Origin of the sequence: Cognatilysobacter bugurensis (genome assembly GCF_014652095.1) — a bacterium.
Taxonomy (GTDB): Bacteria; Pseudomonadota; Gammaproteobacteria; order Xanthomonadales; family Xanthomonadaceae; genus Cognatilysobacter; species Cognatilysobacter bugurensis.
Genome location: NZ_BMYD01000001.1, coordinates 331,298 through 349,454 on the forward strand (window position 1 = coordinate 331,298; position 18,157 = coordinate 349,454).

The window sequence follows — 18,157 nt, forward strand, 5'->3', positions numbered from 1 at the left end:
CTAACCACCATCGCGAGCCGACTACCCGGAGGTGTGCGCATGCGTACCTTGCGATTCGACAATGCGTTCCTGCGCGAGCTGCCGGGCGACACCGAAACCGGATCGCGCATCCGGCAGGTCCACGGCGCGGCGTGGTCCCGTGTCGACCCCACGCCCGTAGCGGCGCCCCGTCTGCTCGCGCACTCGGCCGAAATGGCCTCGCGGTTGGGCCTGCACGAGGCTGACGTGCAGTCGCCCGAGTTCGCCCGGGTGTTCGGCGGAAACGGCCTGATGCCCGGCATGCAGCCTTTCGCCGCGAACTACGGCGGACATCAGTTCGGCCATTGGGCCGGGCAGCTCGGCGACGGCCGCGCGATCACGCTGGGCGAGGCGATCAACGACGCAGGAGAGCGCTGGGAGCTGCAGCTCAAGGGCGCAGGCCCCACGCCGTATTCGCGGTCCGCCGACGGCCGCGCCGTCCTGCGCTCGTCGATCCGCGAATTCCTGTGCAGCGAGGCGATGCACCACCTCGGCGTGCCGACGACGCGCGCGCTGAGCCTCGTCGCGACGGGTGACGACGTCGTGCGCGACATGTTCTACGACGGCAATGCGCGGCCGGAGCCGGGCGCGATCGTCTGCCGCGTGGCCCCATCGTTTCTTCGCTTCGGAAACTTCGAGCTGCCGGCCTCACGAGGCGACGTCGAGTTGCTGCGCCGGCTCGTGGAGTTCTGCATCCGTCGCGACTTTCCCCATTTGTCGGGCGAGGGCGAGGCGCTGTACGCCGCATGGTTCCGCGAGGTGTGCACGCGCACGGCGGTGATGGTCTCCCACTGGATGCGGGTGGGCTTCGTGCACGGGGTGATGAACACCGACAACATGTCCATCCTCGGCCTCACGATCGATTACGGCCCGTACGGCTGGGTCGACAACTTCGACCCGGATTGGACCCCGAACACGACGGATCGCCAGAACCGCCGCTACCGTTTCGGCCGGCAACCGCAGGTCGCCCATTGGAACCTCCTGCAACTCGCGAACGCGCTGGTGCCGCTGTTCGGCACGACCACGCCGCTCGAGGAGGCGTTGCAGGCGTACGTCGATGCGTGGATCGATGCCGATCGCGACACGATCGCGCGCAAGCTCGGGCTTGCCGAGTGCCGCGATGAGGACGTCGAGCTGGCCCAATCCTTGTATTCGCTGCTCGCGCTTGGCGAAGTCGACATGACGCTGTTCTTCCGCGCCCTGATAGACGTGGACCTCGCGGCGCCGTCGCTCGTGCCGTTCGAGGAGACGTTCTACGACGCGGAGAAGCGAGACGAGGTGGCACAGGGACTCAGTGATTGGCTTGGTCGGTATGCCGCCCGTGTTGCGCAGGACGACTCCCCGGCTGACGCGCGCCGCGAGCGCATGAGGCTCGCGAACCCGCGTTACGTCATGCGCAACTACCTAGCGCAGCAGGCGATCGATCGCGCGGAGCAGGGCGACCCGGGCGGGATCGTCGAGTTGCTCGAGGTGATGCGCCGGCCGTACGACGACCAACCCGGCAGCGAGCGCTTTGCGCAGCGCCGACCCGACTGGGCGCGGACGAAGGCCGGGTGCTCGATGCTTTCGTGCAGTTCGTAGGCGCCGTGCGCCGTTGAGCCGCGCTCGCTCGGCCGTAAACAGGCGTCTGTTCGACGTGGTTTAACCGAGGGTCGGAGAGCCGACGGTGTGCAGACCGCGCATTCACCTGCGTGCGCCGATGCTGGCCGCGGTCCAGTTGGAGAGCGGCAATGAACCCGAATTCGGTCCGATGGATTCAGCGGGCACGCGCCACGGCGCTCGGCGGGAGCGTGTTGTTGCTCGCCGCGTGCGCCACGCCGTACGGCGGTGGATATCCCGGCGGCGGGTACCGCGAGACGGCGTACCCCGGGGCCGGCGGTCCCGTTACAGGCTACCCAGGCGGGCAGTACCCCGGTGGGCAGTACCCCGGCGAGTACGGCGCGGAAGTCGTGCTCGGCACGGTCCAGCAGGTGGACCCGAACTACGGGCGGATCGTCATCGCGTCCGACGGCAGCGGATACGGCGGCGCACGCGCGCTCGAGATCGCCTACGACCGCGGCACGCGGCTGGTGTACCAGGGGCGCGACTATCCGGTTGAAGGCCTCGAGCGTGGTGACCGCATCCGCGTCGAGACGACGAACGCCGGCGGCCGTCTGCAGGCGCGCTTCATCGAAGTGGTGCAGAACGTGCGTGAGGCGCCGAGCAGCGGCTACGGCGACACCTACGGCGGTGCGATCGAAGGTGCCGTGCGGATGGTCGATCCGCGCGCCCGCCTGATCGAGATCACGCGCGGTGGCTACACCGGTCGGGCCGAGCGCGTGTTCTACGACGAGCGCACCGAAGTGGTGCACCGCGGACAGCGGCTGCGGCCCGAGCAGCTGCAATCGGGCGACGTGATCCGCGTGCAGGCGCGGCGCTTCGGGCAGGACTGGCTGGCCGAGCGCGTCGAGGTGCAGGTCGACGCGCGGTCGCGGTATCCCTGAGATCCGGCACTGGGGCCGACCGACGAGGCGGCCATCACGGGCATGAAAAAGCGGCCGGGTTTCCCCGGCCGCTTCTATTTGTGTTGCAGAGCCTCAGCCTTACGGCGCGACCGTCGTCTTCGCGGTGACCACCGTGCTGTCGAGCGTGTAGTTCGCGAGCACCGTCGCGTAGCCCTTGACGAGGTACTTGTACGTGCCCGGCTTGGCGACTGCGAACTCCAGCACTTCCGGGTTGTTCAGCGTGGCGCCGGACGCAACCTCGTTGCCGTCGGGATCGACGAGCGAGAAGTCGATGTCGACGCCGCCGTCCCAGCCGATGACGGCCTTGACCGTGATCGCGTCTGCACCCACCTCGAACGCGAACTCGTCGATCTCGAGGTTCTCGGCCGACGGGCCCATCGTGCCGGTGAAGCGCGTGGTGGTTTCGCTGAGCACGGTGTTCGTCGAGTACAGCTGGCCCTCGGTCAGGCTGCCGTCGAAGTACACGTTGCCCTGCACGCCGCGGATCTCGACGTGGTGCAGGCCGCTGCCGAGCCCGGTGATCGGGAAGCTGTTCCGGTCGTCCTCGGTCGTGCTGTAGAAGCTGATGCGGCCCACGTTCTTGCCGTCGACATAGACATCGGCCAGTCCGCCGCGCGGGTCGCGCGGATACAGGATCTGCGCCGCGCTCCCTTCGAATGCGAGCTTCACGCGCGGTACCGACTTCTTGCTGACCTTCGCCGTCTTGTAGCTGCCGCCGACGGTGCCTTCGTCTGCAACGCTCGACCAGGTGCCGCTGTACGACAGCAGCGAATGCGAGTCCGCCGCGATGACCCAGCGGCCCTTGCTCGACCACTTTGTGATGCCCTTGAGGAACTCACTGCGCTGGCCCTGCGTCTTCGACGCGAGATCGACCGCCGCGAGCACATCGATGTAGCCGCCGCCGACGACGTGGTACGGGTAGTTCATCGGCGACGCGGTCTGCATCAGGATGGTTTCGATCTGGTCGGGCGACAGATCGGGGTTGGCTTCGAGCAACACCGCCGCGGCGCCCGCGACGAACGGCGTCGCCATGCTCGTGCCGCTGAGCGTGTGGTAGTACTGCGTGTAGGTGGGATTGTTGACGTCGGCGATCAGGCCGGTCTGGCCGAGCGCGGTGTTCGGTGCACGCGTCGAGATGATGCTCGAGCCCGGAGCGACCACGTCGATGTGCTTGTAGAAGTCGCCTTCTACACCGCGGCTCGAGAAGTTCGAGATGTCCTTCGCCTTCGTGCCCGAGCCGACATTGATGACCCATGGCACGATCGCATACGGGTTGAGCGTGTTCTCCGCCGGACCGTCGTTACCCGCGGCGAACGCCACGATCATGCCCTGGCGGTACGCCTCGTAGCTCGCCTTGTTGATCGGGTTGCTCGGGTCGTAGACGCTGTTCGAGCTGCCCCACGAGTTGGTGATGATGTCGATTCCGTACTTCTCGCGGTTCGCGAGCGCGTAGTCGAAGCCCATCAGTGCATACAGGATGCTCAGGCCTTCGCCGGCACCGAGCCCGACGAGCTTCGCGCCCGGCGCAATGCCGTCATGCGCGCGGGCGCGGCGCGAATCATTGATCGAGGCAGCGCCCGTGCCGCCGACCGTGCCCGCGACGTGCGTGCCGTGGCCGCTGCTGGTGTCGGAGTTCGGCACGTTCTCGACCCACGCCGAAGCGCCGGCGATGCCGAGGTCGCCGACGAGCTTCACGTTCTGCACGACCTTGGTGCCCTGCGGCAGGTCCGGGTGCGTTGCGTCAACGCCGGAGTCGAGCACGGCGATCGTGATGCCCTTGCCGCTCAGCCCGATGCCGTCGTGCACCTTGTGACCGTTGGTGATTTCACCCGCGTCGTAGTTGAAGTACTTCAACGGCGCATCGAAGTAGATGCTCTCGACGCCGTCCCACTGCGCGACCTCCCGCACCTGCGAGGAGGTGAGCAGCGCGCCGGCCATCGGCAGCGCCTTCATCGGCAGGATCTGGCTCGTGAGGTTCGCGAGGCGCGACATCTGCGCCTTGTCGCTGAACGTCACGATGACGCGGTGCGTGGATTGCGTGGCCAGGCGCTGCTCGAGGTCCTTCGAGACCAGCGCATCGGCCTGTGCGGTGAAGGAGACGCCAAGGCCGAGCGCAATGGCGAGGCCGAGGGCGGAGTGGGTGACGGAGCGACGACGCATGGGGGCAGCCTCCAGGGGGATGACCCGACTCTCCGCCTCGCCGTCGCGCACGGCCATCCGGGATTCCGCCCCGTTCGCAAGAGGGAAAACCCTCACGCGCCACGGAATGCGGGCGGGCGCGGGCGCGCGGACCGGTAGAATGCCGGGATGCCCCTGATCACCCTGCAGAACGTCGACTACAGCGTCGGCGGCCCCTTGTTGCTCGAGAACGTCGAGCTTTCCATCGATAAAGGCGAGCGCATCGCGCTCATCGGACGCAACGGCGCCGGCAAGTCCACGCTGCTCAAGCTCATCGCGGGTGAGTTGCAGGCCGACGACGGCGAGGTCCGCCGCGAGGGCGGGGTGCGCGTCGCGAGGCTCGAGCAGGAGGTGCCGATCGGCGCGGGAGGCGCGGTGTGGGACGTGGTAGCGGAGGGCCTCGGCGATCTCGGCCGCTGGCTGGCCGAGTACCACCACCTCAGCCATGCTGACGTGTTCGACGGCGACGCACTTGCACGCGTGCAGACGAAGATCGAAGCGGCCGATGGCTGGGCGCTGGACCAGCGTGTGACCGAGACCCTGACCAAGCTCGAACTCGACGGCGAGGCCGCGTTCTCAGGCCTGTCGGGCGGCATGAAGCGGCGGGTGCTGCTCGCGCGTGCGCTCGTCTCCACGCCCGACGTGCTGCTGCTCGACGAGCCGACGAACCACCTCGACATCGAGGCGATCGACTGGCTCGAGGCCTTCCTCAAGGGCTGGACCGGCGCGCTGATCTTCATCACCCACGACCGTCGCTTCCTGCGCGCGCTCGCCACCCGCATCGTCGAGATCGACCGCGGCCAGGTCACGAGCTGGCCCGGCGACTGGGCCAACTATGAACGCCGCCGCGAGGAACGGCTGCACGCGCAGGCGCAGGAGAACGCGCGCTTCGACAAGCTGCTCGCGCAGGAAGAGGTGTGGATCCGGCAGGGCATCAAGGCGCGCCGCACGCGCGACGAAGGCCGGGTGCGCCGCCTGGAGGCGATGCGAAATGAGCGAGGCCAGCGACGCGAGCGCGTCGGCAACGTGCGCATGGAAGTGGCGAACGCCGAAAGTTCGGGCCGCAAGGTCATCGACGTCAAGAACGTCGACTTCGGCTACGGCGGTCGGCCGATCCTGCGCGACTTCTCGACGACCATCATGCGCGGGGACCGCATCGGCCTGATTGGACCGAACGGCAGCGGCAAAACCACGCTGCTCAAGCTGCTGCTCGGCGACCTGCAGCCGAAGGCGGGCGAGGTGCGTATCGGCACGAACCTGCAGGTCGCGTATTTCGACCAGTACCGCGCGACGCTGCGCGAGGACTGGAACGCAATCGAGAACGTTGCCGAAGGGCGCGAGTCGGTCGAGATCAACGGCAAGCCGAAGCACGTGATCGGCTATCTGCAGGACTTCCTGTTCACGCCCGAGCGAGCGCGCGCGCCGATCACGCGGCTCTCGGGCGGCGAGCGCAACCGCTTGCTGCTCGCCAAGCTCTTCGCACAGCCGTCGAACCTGCTGGTGATGGACGAACCGACGAACGACCTCGACGTGGAAACACTCGAGCTGCTCGAGGAATTGCTGGGCGATTACTCCGGCACGCTCCTGCTCGTCAGCCACGATCGAGACTTCATCGACAACGTCGTGACCTCGACGCTGGTGATGGAAGGCGACGGGCAGGTCGGTGACTACGTGGGCGGCTACTCCGACTGGGTGCGTCAGCGACCGGTCGCGCCGACCCCCGCGGAACGCAAGGGCGCGACGACTGCGCCCTCGGCTGCCAGCGCGCCGAGCGCCGCGGCGCCATCTGCACCGAAACGCAAGCTGAGCTTCAAGGAGTCACGTGAGCTCGAACAGCTTCCCGCGCGGATCGAGACGCTGGAGACGCGCATTGCCGCGATGACGGCGGAGATGAACGAGGCGGACTTCTACCGCCGGGACAGCGCGGCCGTTGCGTCGCACGGCGCGGAACTCGCGCGCGTGCAGGCGGAACTGGACGCCGCCTACGCCCGTTGGACCGAACTCGACGCTTGAATCATCGGCGGCGCCGTGGCCGCGCGTCGCCCACCCCGCGACGCGCGGTCTTTGCCGGTCAGCCGATGAACCCGCCACCGTTGACGTGGATGAACTGGCCGGTGACGTAGCTGCTGTCGTCGCAGGCCAGGTAAACGAACGCGGGTGCGACTTCGCTGGGCTGGCCCGGGCGCTTCATCGGCGTATTGCGGCCGAATTCGCGCTGCTTCTTCTTGTCGAAGGTCGACGTGATCAGCGGCGTCCAGATCGGGCCGGGCGCGACGCCGTTGACGCGGATGCCGCGGTCCACGACGTTCTTCGCAAGCGAGTACGTGAAACTCTCGATCGCGCCCTTGGTCGCGGCGTAATCGATCAGATGATCGCTGCCGCGGAACGAGGTCACCGAGCCGGTGTTGATGATCGTGCTGCCGGGCCCGAAGTGTTCGAGCGCATAGCGGCTCAGGTGGAAGAACGGGAACACGTTGTTCTCGAACGTCGTCCGCAACTGCGCTGCGGTGATGTCCTCGAGCTTCGCCTGTTCCGTGTGGTCCGCTAGGTTGTTGACGAGCACGTCGAGGCGCCCGAGCGTTTTCACCGTGCGGGCCACCGCGTTCTTGCAGAACGCCTGTCGACGCGCATCGCCGCGAATCAGCAGGCAGCGCTGGCCCTCCGCCTCCACCATGGCCTGGGTATCGCGCGCGTCGTCGTCCTCGTCGAGATAGAGGACGGCGACGTCGGCGCCCTCGCGCGCGAAGTGCACGGCAACGGCGCGGCCGATGCCGCTGTCGCCACCGGTGATCAGCGCGGCCCGGCCCTCGAGCTTGCCGCTGCCGCGATAGCTATCGCGGATCGTCTCCGGCTTACGCGTCATGGAGCGCTGATGCCCGGGGGAAATGCCACGTTTCGCGCGCTTTGCGGCCACAGAGTGTGTCCCTTGGTGAGAAGCGACGATGGTGGTCAGGGCCCTGTCGCAGAGCGATGAAGGCACGGGCGGCCGCCACGTCCACGCGTCATCGGCAGAGGCGCTGACATGCTGCCCCGATGGACGACTCAAGCCATCGTCGACTGTTCTTTGCGCTGTGGCCCGACGCTGCCGTGCGGACGCGCATCGACGCTGCGACCGAGTCTCTTGCAGCGGCGCCCGGAGCACGGCGCGTGAGGGCAGAGCGCTTGCATCTCACCCTGCATTTTCTCGGCGATGTCCCGGACGGTGCGTGCAATGGAGTGCGCGACGCCGGCGCGGCCGTTGCCGCGGATCGGTTCGATCTCGTGCTCGATCGCGCCGGCGGCTTCGCGCGCGCCCGGGTGGCCTGGCTGGGGTGTTCGCACACACCTGCCGCGCTCATCGACCTCCACGCTCAACTGGGCGCGGCGCTCCGCGAGCGGGGTTTCGCGGTCGAGTCGCGTCCGTTTGCGCCGCACGTGACGGTGCGGCGCGATGTGCGCCGTCCCACGGCGGACGCATCGATCGAACCGATCGACTGGCCGGTGGACGCGTTTGTGCTGATCGAAAGCCGCAAGGGCTGCGGCTACGTCGAAATCGGGCGCTGGCCGCTGCGCGGCTGAGCGCCGGTCAGTCGCGCAGCGAGACCGAGGTGGTCGTATCGAGGCGGCCGTCGGAACGCAGGACGGCGGTGCGACGGTCGCGGGCGGCGAGCACGGTGACCGGCAGCTGCGATGGCCGTTGGCGAACGAACTGCAGGCGCCAGCCATCGCGCTCCAACTGCGCGAGCTGCACGAGCTGGGAGGTGTTGAGAAGGGCGCGGAAGTCTTTCGTCGACTGCGGGCGGCAACGGCGGCGGTCCTGGATCAGCATCGGAGAGCCTCGAACGGATTTGCGGGCGTGTGATGATTCAAACGTGCAACATCCGCGCGAGCGGACTCCAGCGCGGCGATATTCGCCTGCGGCAGTGATGGAAGCGTGCATGGCCGAGCTTAAGCGTTCACGGGCTATCGGCGTGACGCGACGCAGGCTCTGAGCATGCACGCGCGCCCTCACGATGACCCGTCCGTAGTGTCCGGTACCCGCCCCCCGATCCGCATCGGTTGCGCCGGCTGGTCGATTGCGTCGGCGCATGCCGCGCTGTTCGGCGAGGGCGACAGCATGCTCGCGCGCTACGCGACGCGGTTCGACACGGTCGAAATCAACTCCAGTTTCTATCGCCCGCATCGGCGTCAGACCTATGAGCGCTGGGCGGCAACCGTGCCCGAGGACTTCCGCTTCTCCGCGAAATTGCCGCGTGCAATTACGCACGAGGCGCGGCTGATCGGCGCCGACGACGTCCTCGACCGCTTCCTCGACGAGGTGAGCGGATTAGGCGACCGCCTGGGCGGTGTGCTGGTGCAGCTGCCGCCCAGCCTCGCGTTCGATGCGCGCATCGTCGAGAACTTCTTCGAGCGACTGCGGGTGCGGACGGACGTCGCGCTCGCCTGCGAGCCGCGGCACCGCAGCTGGTTCGTGCCGGAGCTCGACGCGCTCTGGGAGCGCTTTGACGTGGCGCGCGTCGCCGCCGACCCGGCGCGCGTCGAAGGGGCGGGGGAGGTCGCTGGGCACGGCGGCTGGCATTACTGGCGATGGCATGGATCGCCGAAGATCTACTACAGCGCATACGACGACGCGGCCCTGCGTACGCTTGCAGACGACCTGCTCGTACGTGCCCGGCCCGGGCGCGAGGCGTGGTGCATCCTCGACAACACGGCCGCTGGCCACGCGACCAGCGACGCCGCCACGATGCAGGCGCTGTGCGGCGTGGAGCCGACCGGTGCGTACGACACACCGGCCGCACGGCGGCCGCGCGCATCGCCGCCGACCCAGGCGCACCTCGGCTTCTGAGGCAGCGCCGGGTCAGGCGGCCGTGTGATTTACCGCGCGGGCGCCTGGTCCGTACGCAGCACCGGATACAGGCCGTAGCGCTCATCCCACGCGGTGTGCCGGCGGTAGAAGAAGTCGAGCCGTGCGCGTGGGTTCTTCGCGAACTCCGCGTCGTCGCGCAGGCGGGCCTCGAACTCGGACTTCAGCCGCGGATCGCGCGCGAGCATCTCGCGGGCGACCTCCTCGGCGACGTAGTCCTCCATGTACTCCTTGCGCTCGAACGCGTTGTTGAACCCGCCCCAGGACGCCAGCGAGTCCGGCGCCTGCGGTTCGAGCAGGGCGACGACAAGCCGCGCAAGCGGCTGCGCGATCGGCACGAAGAGCGCGCCCGTCGCTACGTCGGTCGTCTCCGGCGCCCACGCGCCGGCCAACGTGGTGCGCTGCCGGCCCTCGACCGAGCCGCTCGCGAACTCGCTGCCTTCAGCGCGGAACGCCTCCACGCGCGCATCGTCCAGGGGCGCCTTCAGGGTCTCGAAGCGGACACCGTGCTGCCGGAGCTTGTCGCCCACCCACGCGGCGTGAGCGGCCGGCACGAGGTAGCCCGCGCCGGGCGCGGTCACGGTGCGGCCGGGCGCGATCTCATCGCGCAGCGGCACCTGCCAGAGCTGCGGCGTGGTTTCGTCGTATCGCGTCATCAGTGCGCCCGACACCTCCGACGGCGTGCGCGAGTACGCGTAGCCGCGGAACGGGATGGTGCGGGCCGTGTCGGTCGTCTTGTAGTCGAGCGGCACCGGGTCGCCGCCGAGCTCGCGGGCACGCGCATCGGCGGCGCGCGTCGCGGCCTGCCACTCGCGCCCGCGGCGCGCCACGCGGTCGAGCGCGGAGACGACGGTGTCGTACGTGGTCTCGACGCGGTGCGAGTAGGGGCGCCAAGAATGCGTTTCAACGAGCATGCCGAGCCGGTTCCGCAGCGGCATGTAGCCGTGGGAGAAGCGCGGCGGCGCGACGCTGTCCTCGAAGCCGGAAGCCGGGTTGTCGTTCTCGACGAAAGAGGGGTAGAACGGCAACGGCAATGCGCCTTCCTTCGCGAGGTCGGCGATGACGCCATCGCGGAACGCGCGGCCAACCTTGCGCAGCTCGGCGTCGCCCGAGTTCAGCGGTTCGACCTGGATCGACACGTCGTGCTCGAACTTCGCGCCGTTCGTGACGTGCAGGTCGACGTAGGCGAGCGGGTCCCAACGGTCGATCAGCGCGAGCATCGCCTGCATCTCGGGCGTGTCGGCCTTGGCGTAGTCGCGGTTGAGGTTGTGATTCTGCGCGGTGGTGCGCCAGCCCATTTCCTCGGGGCCGCGCTGGTTCGGGCGATTCCATGCGCCGAAGCGCTCGTGTCCGTCGACGTTGAAGACCGGCACGAACACGAGCACCTGCGCATCAAGCGCGCCCTTCGCCGCGCGGCCCTCGAGCACTTCGCGCAGCGCACGGAAACCTGCGTCCTTGCCGTCGATCTCACCGGCGTGGATGCCGCCCTGCACGAGCGTCACCGGCAGCCCGCGTTCGCGCGCGGCCTCGGGTGTAAGTGCGCCAGACGTCGATGCGACGAGCAGCTTCATCGGCCGACCTTCGGGCGTGGTGCCGAACGTCTCGCAGCGCACGGACTTGGGGTAACGCTGCGCGAACGCATCGCACAGCGCGATCACCTCGTCATAGCGGCCGGTGCGCGCGTAGCCGCTGCGTTCGGCGACGGTCGTGAGCGCGTCGGCCGACGGCGTTGCCGCAAGGCCGGAGGCCGGAGCGGCCAGCACTGCGAGCGCGGCAGCGATCGTCGTGAGGCGCGGAAGCGACGGCAGTCGACGCATCATGGGCGGGTCCGTTCGTAGAAAACCGCGATGGTAACGAAGCCCCGCGCGCGGGCGCCGTGCGGCCCCTTGGCCGCACCGATCGCGCAAAGCGCGCGAGTGGGCGAAGTCCGGCGACGCGCGCGCCTGCCGCCGCGGCGCCACGGCGTGCCGGCCGACGCGTGCGCCGCATAAACTCGGCGGCTTCCCGCCCCCGGAGTCTGCCGTGTCGTCGACCGCCCCGCATACCCTCTATTACTCACCCGGCGCTGCGAGCCTGGTCGTCCACTGGCTGCTGATTGAGCTCGACGAAGCCTATGAGCTCCGGCTCGTCGACACGAAGTCGGGCGAGCAGAAATCGCCCGAGTACCTCGCGCTGAACCCGAACGGCGTGGTCCCGACGCTGGTGATCGACAACGAGCCGCAGTTCGAAGCTGCCGCGCTCGTGCAGACGCTCGCCGATCGTCGCCCCGAGGCCGGGCTCGCTCCCGCGCTCGACGACCCGCGCCGGGGCGCGCACACGCAGTGGATGTTCCACCTCGCGAACTCGGTGCAGCCGCTTTTCCGCATCTGGTGGTATCCGCATGAGGTCGCAGGCGAGGCGCAGGCCGAGGCCGCCCGTGCGCACGTTGCGCCCCGAATCGAGGCGGCCTGGGAGCGGCTGGACGCGCATCTCGCCGCGAACGGCCCGCACCTGCTCGGTGACCGCATGAGCGCAGCGGATTTCTATCTGCTCATGCTGATGCGGTGGTCGCGCAACATGCCGCGTCCGGCGACGGAATGGCCACACCTGGCGACGCTCGCCCGCACGCTCACCGCCCGCCCGTCGTTCCGGACGCTCTACGAACGCGAAGGCCTCACCGAATGGCCGTGACCCACTGACGCAGGTGGGCCGCGCGCATGCCGAGGCGGCAGCCGCGTGGCCCCGCCGGAGGCCGCGTGCGGGCTCCATCCGGCTGAGCCTCATCGGTTAGGCTTGGCTGCCCCATCCATACCCGCAGGCGCGGCGATCCCGAACGATCGCGCGCCGCCGTCTCGTTGCATGCCGTGAGGTAGTCCCGCTGATGAACACCGCCGCCGCCCCGACCGACGCGTCGGGCCCGATGCCCCGCCAGATCCCGTACATCATCGGCAACGAGGCGTGCGAGCGCTTCAGCTTCTACGGCATGCGCAACATCCTCGTGCCGTTCCTGGTCACGAGCATGATGCTCGCCTACGCGCCGCTCGCCGAGCGCGAGGGCCTGGCGAAGGAAATCTTCCACACCTTCGTGATCGGCGTGTATTTCTTCCCGCTGATCGGTGGCTGGATCTCCGATCGGTTTTTCGGCAAATACAACACGATCTTCTGGCTGTCGGTCGTCTACGTGATCGGTCACGGGTTTTTGGCCGTGTTCGAGGACAATCCGAAGGGCTTCTATACCGGCCTGCTGCTGATCGCGATCGGCTCGGGCGGTATCAAACCGTTGGTCTCGGCGTTCGTCGGCGACCAGTTCGACCAAACGAACAAGGCGAAGGCAAAGATCGTCTACGACGTGTTCTATTGGACGATCAATTTCGGCAGCTTCTTCGCATCGCTGCTGATGCCGTTCTTCCTGAAGAACTACGGTGCCTCGGTGGCGTTCGGCATTCCGGGCCTGCTGATGTTCGTCGCGCTCGCGATTTTCTGGGCCGGACGCGACAAGTACGTCAAGCTCGCACCCACGCCGCCGAACCCGCACTCGTTCATCAACGTGGTGCGCACTGCACTCACCGCGTCGGGCGGCGGCAAGGGGCTTGGGATCGCGCTTGTGGGCGCCGCGCTGGCGGTCGTGAGCTTTTTCTACATCGGCACGCTCGGCCTCGTGTCCTCGTTCTGCCTCGCGCTCGTGTTCGTGATCGCGTTCGGTGGCTGGGGCGCGTCAGTCAACCTGGACCGCGCGCGGGGCGCGCATCCCGATGAGGCGGTGAACGGCGTGCGTGCGGTGCTGCGCATCCTCATCGTGTTCGCCCTGGTCACCCCGTTCTGGTCACTCTTCGACCAGAAGGCCTCGACCTGGGTGCTCCAGGGGCAGGAGATGGCCAAGCCCGATTGGTTCCAGGCCGCGCAGATGCAGGCGCTGAACCCATTGCTCGTGATGCTCATCATCCCGTTCAACAACCTCGTGCTGTACCCGGCCCTGCGCCGCATGGGCTTCCAGGTCACCGCGCTGCGCCGCATGGGCTGGGGCATCGCGTTCTCGGGGCTCGCGTGGGTTGCGGCCGGCATGCTGCAGCTGGCCCTCGACGGCGGCGACCCGGTGTCGATCGTCTGGCAGGTGCTGCCGTATGCGCTGCTCACGTTTGGCGAGGTGCTCGTCTCGGCGACCGGCCTCGAGTTTGCCTACAGCCAGGCGCCGCAGCCGATGAAGGGCACGATCATGAGCTTCTGGCTGCTGTCGGTCACGGTCGGCAACCTGTGGGTGCTGCTGACCAACACCGCGCTGCGCAACGACGTGGTCTCCGCCGAGGTGGCCTCATGGGGCATCAGCGAGACGGCATTCCTCATGTTCTTCTTCGCCGCGTTCGCGCTGGTGGTTGCCGGGATATTTGCGCTGTACGCCCGGCATTACCCGATGCAGGACCACTACCGGTCGGCCTGACCCGGAGCCATAACGATGCTGACCCTCATCGTCATCGCCGTGACCGTGCTCGTGTCGTGGCTCGCGTTCCAACGGCCGCGCCTGCTCGAGCGGTTGATCCTGTGGCCGCCCGCGATCGATAAAAAGCGGCAGTACGACCGCCTCGTCACGCACGGATTCATCCATGCGGACTGGCAGCACTTGCTGTTCAACATGATCACGCTGTTCTTCTTCGGGCAGACGATCGAGCCGCTATTCGCGGACTACATGGGGCCGCTGGGCTTCGTGCTGTTCTACCTGTCGGCGATCGTGGTTGCGATCCTGCCCACGTACCTGCGGCACCGGCACGACCCGAGCTACCGCAGCCTCGGCGCGTCGGGCGGGGTGTCCGCCGTGCTGTTCGCCTTCATCCTGCTCAAGCCCTGGTCGCTGATCTTCGTGTTCTTCCTGCCGGTGCCCGCGATCGTCTATGCGGTCGCTTACGTCGGCTATTCGTTCTATGCCGAGCGGCTCGGGCACGACAACGTCAATCACAGCGCGCACCTATCCGGTGCCGCCTACGGCGTGCTCTTCATGCTGCTGATGGACCCCGGCGTGGGCGGAACCTTCGTGCGAGAGCTGACGAATCCGCAGTTTCTCCGTTGACGCGCCAAGCGCTGCGCTCGAATGCAAAAAAGCCCGGCATGTCCGGGCTTTTTTGTCACCTGATCTGAATGCGTTGCGTGCTACGAGGGCGATGCGCCAGCCGGCGCGACGTTCGAACGGAGCATTCCCATGGCAACGACAGCAGGTGGACGTACCGGACCGGGCGCCGCGCGGGCCGGCACGGTCAGCAAGCAGGCAGGACGATCGAAGAGCGCGCGCGAGGCACTCGGGGACGACGCATCGACTGCGTCACGCGGTTCGGCAGTGAAGAAGTCGTCCGCCTCTTCGCGGTCGGCGGGCCGGCGCGCGGCGGGTGACGGCGCGGCTGCGTCGAGCGCGAACGGCGCGAGCAAGCGCGCGTCGAAGGCGGCGGGTGCGTCGAAGCAGACCGGTGCGGCGTCCACAGGCGCGGGCGCCTCAACATCCCGAAGCGGATCATCGAAGGGCGCAGCGTCGAAGTCCGTGGCATCGAAATCGTCGGCGTCGAACGGAGCCGGCGATTCGACGTCGAAGGGCTCGTCCCGCGGCGCGAGCTCTGCAGCCCGCTCCGGCACTGCGACCTCAGGCGGAACATCGAAGTCGACCAAGAGCAAGACGGCTGCCGGACGCGGCGGCGCGTCCGATCGCGCCGAAGCCGAGCGAAATGCGTCGGCGTCGCGGGGCGACACGGCACGCAAGGACGGCGCGTTGAAGTCGAAGGCCTCCCGGTCCGATGCGAGCCTGAAGCGCACCGGGTCGAAAGCGGCTGAAACGAAGAGCGCGGGCGCCACGGATGCACCGTCGAAGAACGGAGCCTCTAAAGCCCCTGGCTCGACGAGCACGGCCTCCAAAAAGGACTCCGAACGCGTGAAGTCGAACGGCCGCTCGGTCGCGTCGCGCGAGCGCGCGGACGTTGGCGGCAACGGGACGCAGTCGCGCTCGGCGAAATCCGCGGGCGCCGCTCGCGCGTCCGGTGCTGAACCCACGGGCAGGAGCGCCGCGGACTCCGGCCGCGAGACGGGCGGTGCCACGCAGTCGAGCCGGGGGACGCCGCAGCAGCGGCAGTCGTCCGAGGGCCGCGGCAGCCGGACCGCCGGAAGTGGCACGTCGAACGACACGGCGCGAGCGGCCGTCGGCAAAAACGCGGGCGGCCGTGCTGCGAGCAGCGTGTCTCGCGACGCGGGCCGCGCGGGTGCGTCGACGCGCGCCCGCATCCCCGACACCGCCACGAGCGACACCAACAAGTCCGCCTCGACGAAGCGTGTAAGCAAGGGCACGGCCTCGCCGCATACGCCGACGCGTGGACGCGGCGCGGGCGCCGCGAACCGCCCCGACGCGTCGAGTGCCGGCGTCGGCGCACAGGGGCCGGGCAAGCGCCGGAGCCGTGACGGAGGCGGCAGCGACCGGCTGACCGCACCGGCAGGCATCGTGCCCGCGTCGTCGTATCAGGGCGGCGGCGCGCAGCCATCCGTCTGACGCGGCATCCCGATCAGTGTCGCGCGAGTCGATGCGGGCGCTCCACGCGCCCGCATCGATGATGTCCGCTGGTCTTTCCCTTTGTGACAAGGAACCGCATGAACGAACGACTGAGCGAAATCGAACACGATCGCGACGCGCAGTGCTTCCGCGCTGGCGTGGACGGACACGAGGCACAGCTCGAGTACGACCGAGTCGACGGCTGGATGGTCATCACCCACACGCGCGTGCCGGACGCGATTTCCGGCCGCGGCGTCGCAAGTCGCCTGACCCGGCGCGCATTCGAGGCCGCGCGCGAGGAGGGGCTGCAGGTGCGCCCGATGTGCTCCTACGCCGCGGGCTGGGCGGAACGCCACCCCGAGGTGCGCGACCTGCTGCAGTGATCGCTGCGCAGCCCTCGCGGTTGTGACAGCATGCGCGCCCTGCCGAACGCGACCTTCGCATGCGCCTGAACAAACACCTCAGCGAAACCGGCTTCTGCTCGCGACGGGAGGCCGACCGCCTCATTGCCGAGGGCCGCGTCACCGTCAACGGTGCGCGGGCGCGTGTCGGCGCGGAAGTGGGGGAGGACGATGAGGTCCTCGTCGATGGCCAGAAGCTGCAGGCGCGCAGCGTCGCGAAGGGCCAGCGCAAGCACGTCTACATCGCGCTTCATAAGCCGGTGGGCGTGACCTGCACGACGGAGAGCGACGTCAAGGGCAACATCGTCGACTTCGTCGGGCACGAGCGACGCATCTTCCCGATCGGTCGCCTCGACAAGGACTCCGAGGGGCTGATCCTGCTCACGAGCAACGGCGACATCGTCAACGAGATCCTGCGAGCGGAGCACAAGCTCGAAAAGGAGTACCTCGTGGCGGTGAACAACGCGGTGACCGACGAGTTCCTGCGCGGCATGGCCCGCGGCGTGCCGGTGCACGGGCAGACGACGTTGCCGTGCAAGACCGGCCGGCTCGGCAAGTTCGGCTTCCGTGTGGTGCTCGTGCAGGGCCTGAACCGGCAGATCCGCCTCATGGCGGCGCACTTCGGCTATCGGGTGAAGCAGCTTGTGCGCGTGCGCATCGGCAACGTGAAGCTGGCGCACCTGAAGCCGGGGCAGTGGCGCAACCTGACCGACGCGGAGCTGCGCGGACTGCTGCCGCTGCGTACGGAGTGGTAGCAAGCGCGTCGATCCGGACGTCACGACGCGCGCCCTAGGCTGGCTGCAATGAACGGTCGGGCCGGCGTTGAAATGAATCGAATGATGCGGTGCGGGGCTGCGGCGGTGATGGCGTGCGTTCTGCTTGCCGCGTGCGAACGCGGCGCGCCTGATGCAAACAACACACCGCGCGACGGCGTCGCGCCGCGGGCCGGCGCCGATGCTCAGCCCGCTGCCGAGGCTGCTGCCCCAGCTGCGCCTCCTGCGGCCGCGCTCGAAGACGTGGTCGAAACCGCGCCCACGCATGTCGTCGGCATCAGCTACCCCAAGACGATCTCCGGCGAGCCTGGGCTTGCGGTCGAACTGAAGCGCTATGCGGACCGCCAGCGCGAGGAGCTCGCCAAGGCGGTCGCCGGACGCGGCGCAGACGCGCCCCCGTACGACCTGACGCTGAGCTTCAGCCAAGTCTACGAGTCGCCCCAGCTGATCGCGGTGGCTGCGGACGGGAGCACCTACACCGGGGGTGATGCGAGCCGCCCGCTGGCCGCGCGCTTCGTGTGGCTCCGAGACGAGGACCGGCTGCTCACCGCAGCCGATCTGGTGCCCGACGAGAGCAACTGGACGCGCATCGCCGAGGACGTGCGATCGCAGCTGCGCACGGCCTACGCCCAGCGCATCGAGGCCGATGGCATGCCGGCGGCGGAGCGCAGCGCGGCGACGCGCGAGGCCGCCAAGCGCATCGAGCGAGGAACCGCTGCAGGCGCCACGCATTTCGCGATGTTCGAGCCGGTAGCGGGCCCGGGCGGGCGGATCGGGGCGCTGCGCTTCGTGTTCCCGGCGGCGCAGCTCGACACCGGGCTGCATGGCACGCACACGGTTGAAGTGCCCGCCGACGCGCTTCGACCGCTGGTGGCGCCGCAGTACCGTGATCTGTTCGCAGCGCCTGCCGGCTGACCGCGATGCCCACCCGCCCGCCCGAACCTCCA

The 18,157-nt window shown here is 68.5% G+C and carries 16 protein-coding genes; 11 read left to right on the top strand and 5 right to left on the bottom strand.

Features of this window, described 5'->3' with window-relative positions:
- The first annotated feature begins 39 nt into the window (after nt 1-39).
- On the top strand, nt 40-1,599 hold the full coding sequence (locus IE075_RS01645) for a protein adenylyltransferase SelO (RefSeq protein WP_189452675.1): 1,560 nt from the start codon (nt 40-42) through the stop codon (nt 1,597-1,599).
- A gap of 149 nt (nt 1,600-1,748) precedes the next feature.
- Nucleotides 1,749-2,501: a DUF5666 domain-containing protein gene (locus IE075_RS01650; RefSeq protein WP_189452676.1), complete on the top strand. Its 753-nt coding sequence runs from the start codon at nt 1,749-1,751 to the stop codon at nt 2,499-2,501.
- A 99-nt stretch (nt 2,502-2,600) separates the two neighbouring features.
- Here the strand turns inward: IE075_RS01650 and IE075_RS01655 are convergent, their stop codons facing one another.
- Nucleotides 2,601-4,682 carry a S8 family serine peptidase gene (locus IE075_RS01655; protein ID WP_189452677.1) on the bottom strand — a complete coding sequence of 694 codons (2,082 nt, stop codon included), beginning with the start codon at nt 4,680-4,682 and terminating at the stop codon, nt 2,601-2,603.
- A 147-nt stretch (nt 4,683-4,829) separates the two neighbouring features.
- Here IE075_RS01655 and IE075_RS01660 point away from each other — a divergent pair, with 147 nt between their 5' ends.
- Entirely contained in the window at nt 4,830-6,713 is a 1,884-nt protein-coding gene (locus IE075_RS01660) for an ATP-binding cassette domain-containing protein (protein WP_189452678.1), read from the top strand.
- A gap of 58 nt (nt 6,714-6,771) precedes the next feature.
- Here IE075_RS01660 and IE075_RS01665 read toward each other — a convergent pair whose 3' ends face one another.
- Entirely contained in the window at nt 6,772-7,563 is a 792-nt protein-coding gene (locus IE075_RS01665) for an SDR family oxidoreductase (protein WP_189452679.1), read from the bottom strand.
- 170 nt (nt 7,564-7,733) lie between these two features.
- On the opposite strand from IE075_RS01665, the gene thpR reads away from it, so the two are divergent.
- The gene (gene thpR / locus IE075_RS01670) at nt 7,734-8,258 is read left to right on the top strand and encodes an RNA 2',3'-cyclic phosphodiesterase (protein WP_189452680.1); all 525 of its coding nucleotides are present in this window, start codon (nt 7,734-7,736) and stop codon (nt 8,256-8,258) included.
- A gap of 7 nt (nt 8,259-8,265) precedes the next feature.
- Here thpR and IE075_RS01675 read toward each other — a convergent pair whose 3' ends face one another.
- Nucleotides 8,266-8,508 (bottom strand): hypothetical protein, encoded by a 243-nt coding sequence (locus IE075_RS01675; protein WP_189452681.1) that lies wholly within the window; start codon nt 8,506-8,508, stop codon nt 8,266-8,268.
- A gap of 165 nt (nt 8,509-8,673) precedes the next feature.
- Between IE075_RS01675 and IE075_RS01680 the strand changes: the two genes are divergently transcribed.
- A complete protein-coding gene (locus IE075_RS01680; protein WP_189452682.1) occupies nt 8,674-9,525 on the top strand; it encodes a DUF72 domain-containing protein in 852 nt (283 codons plus the stop codon).
- Between the two features lie 29 nt (nt 9,526-9,554).
- Here the strand turns inward: IE075_RS01680 and IE075_RS01685 are convergent, their stop codons facing one another.
- Entirely contained in the window at nt 9,555-11,360 is a 1,806-nt protein-coding gene (locus tag IE075_RS01685) for a M14 family metallopeptidase (RefSeq protein WP_189454712.1), read from the bottom strand.
- A 205-nt stretch (nt 11,361-11,565) separates the two neighbouring features.
- Here IE075_RS01685 and IE075_RS01690 point away from each other — a divergent pair, with 205 nt between their 5' ends.
- From IE075_RS01690 to IE075_RS01700, 3 genes are all read left to right on the top strand, one after another.
- A complete protein-coding gene (locus tag IE075_RS01690; RefSeq protein WP_189452684.1) occupies nt 11,566-12,213 on the top strand; it encodes a glutathione S-transferase family protein in 648 nt (215 codons plus the stop codon).
- A 187-nt stretch (nt 12,214-12,400) separates the two neighbouring features.
- Entirely contained in the window at nt 12,401-13,957 is a 1,557-nt protein-coding gene (locus tag IE075_RS01695) for a POT-type proton-dependent oligopeptide transporter (protein ID WP_484484279.1), read from the top strand.
- Nucleotides 13,958-13,972: 15 nt separating this feature from the next.
- Nucleotides 13,973-14,581 carry a rhomboid family intramembrane serine protease gene (locus IE075_RS01700; RefSeq protein ID WP_189452688.1) on the top strand — a complete coding sequence of 203 codons (609 nt, stop codon included), beginning with the start codon at nt 13,973-13,975 and terminating at the stop codon, nt 14,579-14,581.
- An 80-nt stretch (nt 14,582-14,661) separates the two neighbouring features.
- Here IE075_RS01700 and IE075_RS01705 read toward each other — a convergent pair whose 3' ends face one another.
- Entirely contained in the window at nt 14,662-15,804 is a 1,143-nt protein-coding gene (locus tag IE075_RS01705) for a hypothetical protein (protein WP_189452690.1), read from the bottom strand.
- Between the two features lie 330 nt (nt 15,805-16,134).
- On the opposite strand from IE075_RS01705, the gene IE075_RS01710 reads away from it, so the two are divergent.
- From IE075_RS01710 to IE075_RS01720, 3 genes are all read left to right on the top strand, one after another.
- Nucleotides 16,135-16,419 carry a GNAT family N-acetyltransferase gene (locus IE075_RS01710; protein WP_189452691.1) on the top strand — a complete coding sequence of 95 codons (285 nt, stop codon included), beginning with the start codon at nt 16,135-16,137 and terminating at the stop codon, nt 16,417-16,419.
- 59 nt (nt 16,420-16,478) lie between these two features.
- A complete protein-coding gene (locus IE075_RS01715) occupies nt 16,479-17,192 on the top strand; it encodes a pseudouridine synthase (RefSeq protein WP_189452694.1) in 714 nt (237 codons plus the stop codon).
- A gap of 108 nt (nt 17,193-17,300) precedes the next feature.
- Complete coding sequence (locus IE075_RS01720) at nt 17,301-18,125, top strand: hypothetical protein (protein ID WP_189452696.1); 825 nt, start codon at nt 17,301-17,303, stop codon at nt 18,123-18,125.
- Nucleotides 18,126-18,157: the final 32 nt, after the last annotated feature.

What these genes read in the sequence shown, in the direction of transcription:
- IE075_RS01675 (WP_189452681.1), bottom strand. Translation starts at nt 8,508, where the DNA reads ATGCTGATCCAGGACCGCCGCCGTTGCCGCCCGCAGTCGACGAAAGAC.
- IE075_RS01710 (WP_189452691.1), top strand. Translation starts at nt 16,135, where the DNA reads ATGAACGAACGACTGAGCGAAATCGAACACGATCGCGACGCGCAGTGC.
- IE075_RS01720 (WP_189452696.1), top strand. Translation starts at nt 17,301, where the DNA reads ATGGCGTGCGTTCTGCTTGCCGCGTGCGAACGCGGCGCGCCTGATGCA.
- IE075_RS01645 (WP_189452675.1), top strand. Translation starts at nt 40, where the DNA reads ATGCGTACCTTGCGATTCGACAATGCGTTCCTGCGCGAGCTGCCGGGC.
- IE075_RS01665 (WP_189452679.1), bottom strand. Translation starts at nt 7,563, where the DNA reads ATGACGCGTAAGCCGGAGACGATCCGCGATAGCTATCGCGGCAGCGGC.
- IE075_RS01655 (WP_189452677.1), bottom strand. Translation starts at nt 4,682, where the DNA reads ATGCGTCGTCGCTCCGTCACCCACTCCGCCCTCGGCCTCGCCATTGCG.
- IE075_RS01715 (WP_189452694.1), top strand. Translation starts at nt 16,479, where the DNA reads ATGCGCCTGAACAAACACCTCAGCGAAACCGGCTTCTGCTCGCGACGG.
- IE075_RS01680 (WP_189452682.1), top strand. Translation starts at nt 8,674, where the DNA reads ATGCACGCGCGCCCTCACGATGACCCGTCCGTAGTGTCCGGTACCCGC.
- thpR (WP_189452680.1), top strand. Translation starts at nt 7,734, where the DNA reads ATGGACGACTCAAGCCATCGTCGACTGTTCTTTGCGCTGTGGCCCGAC.
- IE075_RS01700 (WP_189452688.1), top strand. Translation starts at nt 13,973, where the DNA reads ATGCTGACCCTCATCGTCATCGCCGTGACCGTGCTCGTGTCGTGGCTC.
- IE075_RS01650 (WP_189452676.1), top strand. Translation starts at nt 1,749, where the DNA reads ATGAACCCGAATTCGGTCCGATGGATTCAGCGGGCACGCGCCACGGCG.
- IE075_RS01685 (WP_189454712.1), bottom strand. Translation starts at nt 11,360, where the DNA reads ATGCGTCGACTGCCGTCGCTTCCGCGCCTCACGACGATCGCTGCCGCG.
- IE075_RS01660 (WP_189452678.1), top strand. Translation starts at nt 4,830, where the DNA reads ATGCCCCTGATCACCCTGCAGAACGTCGACTACAGCGTCGGCGGCCCC.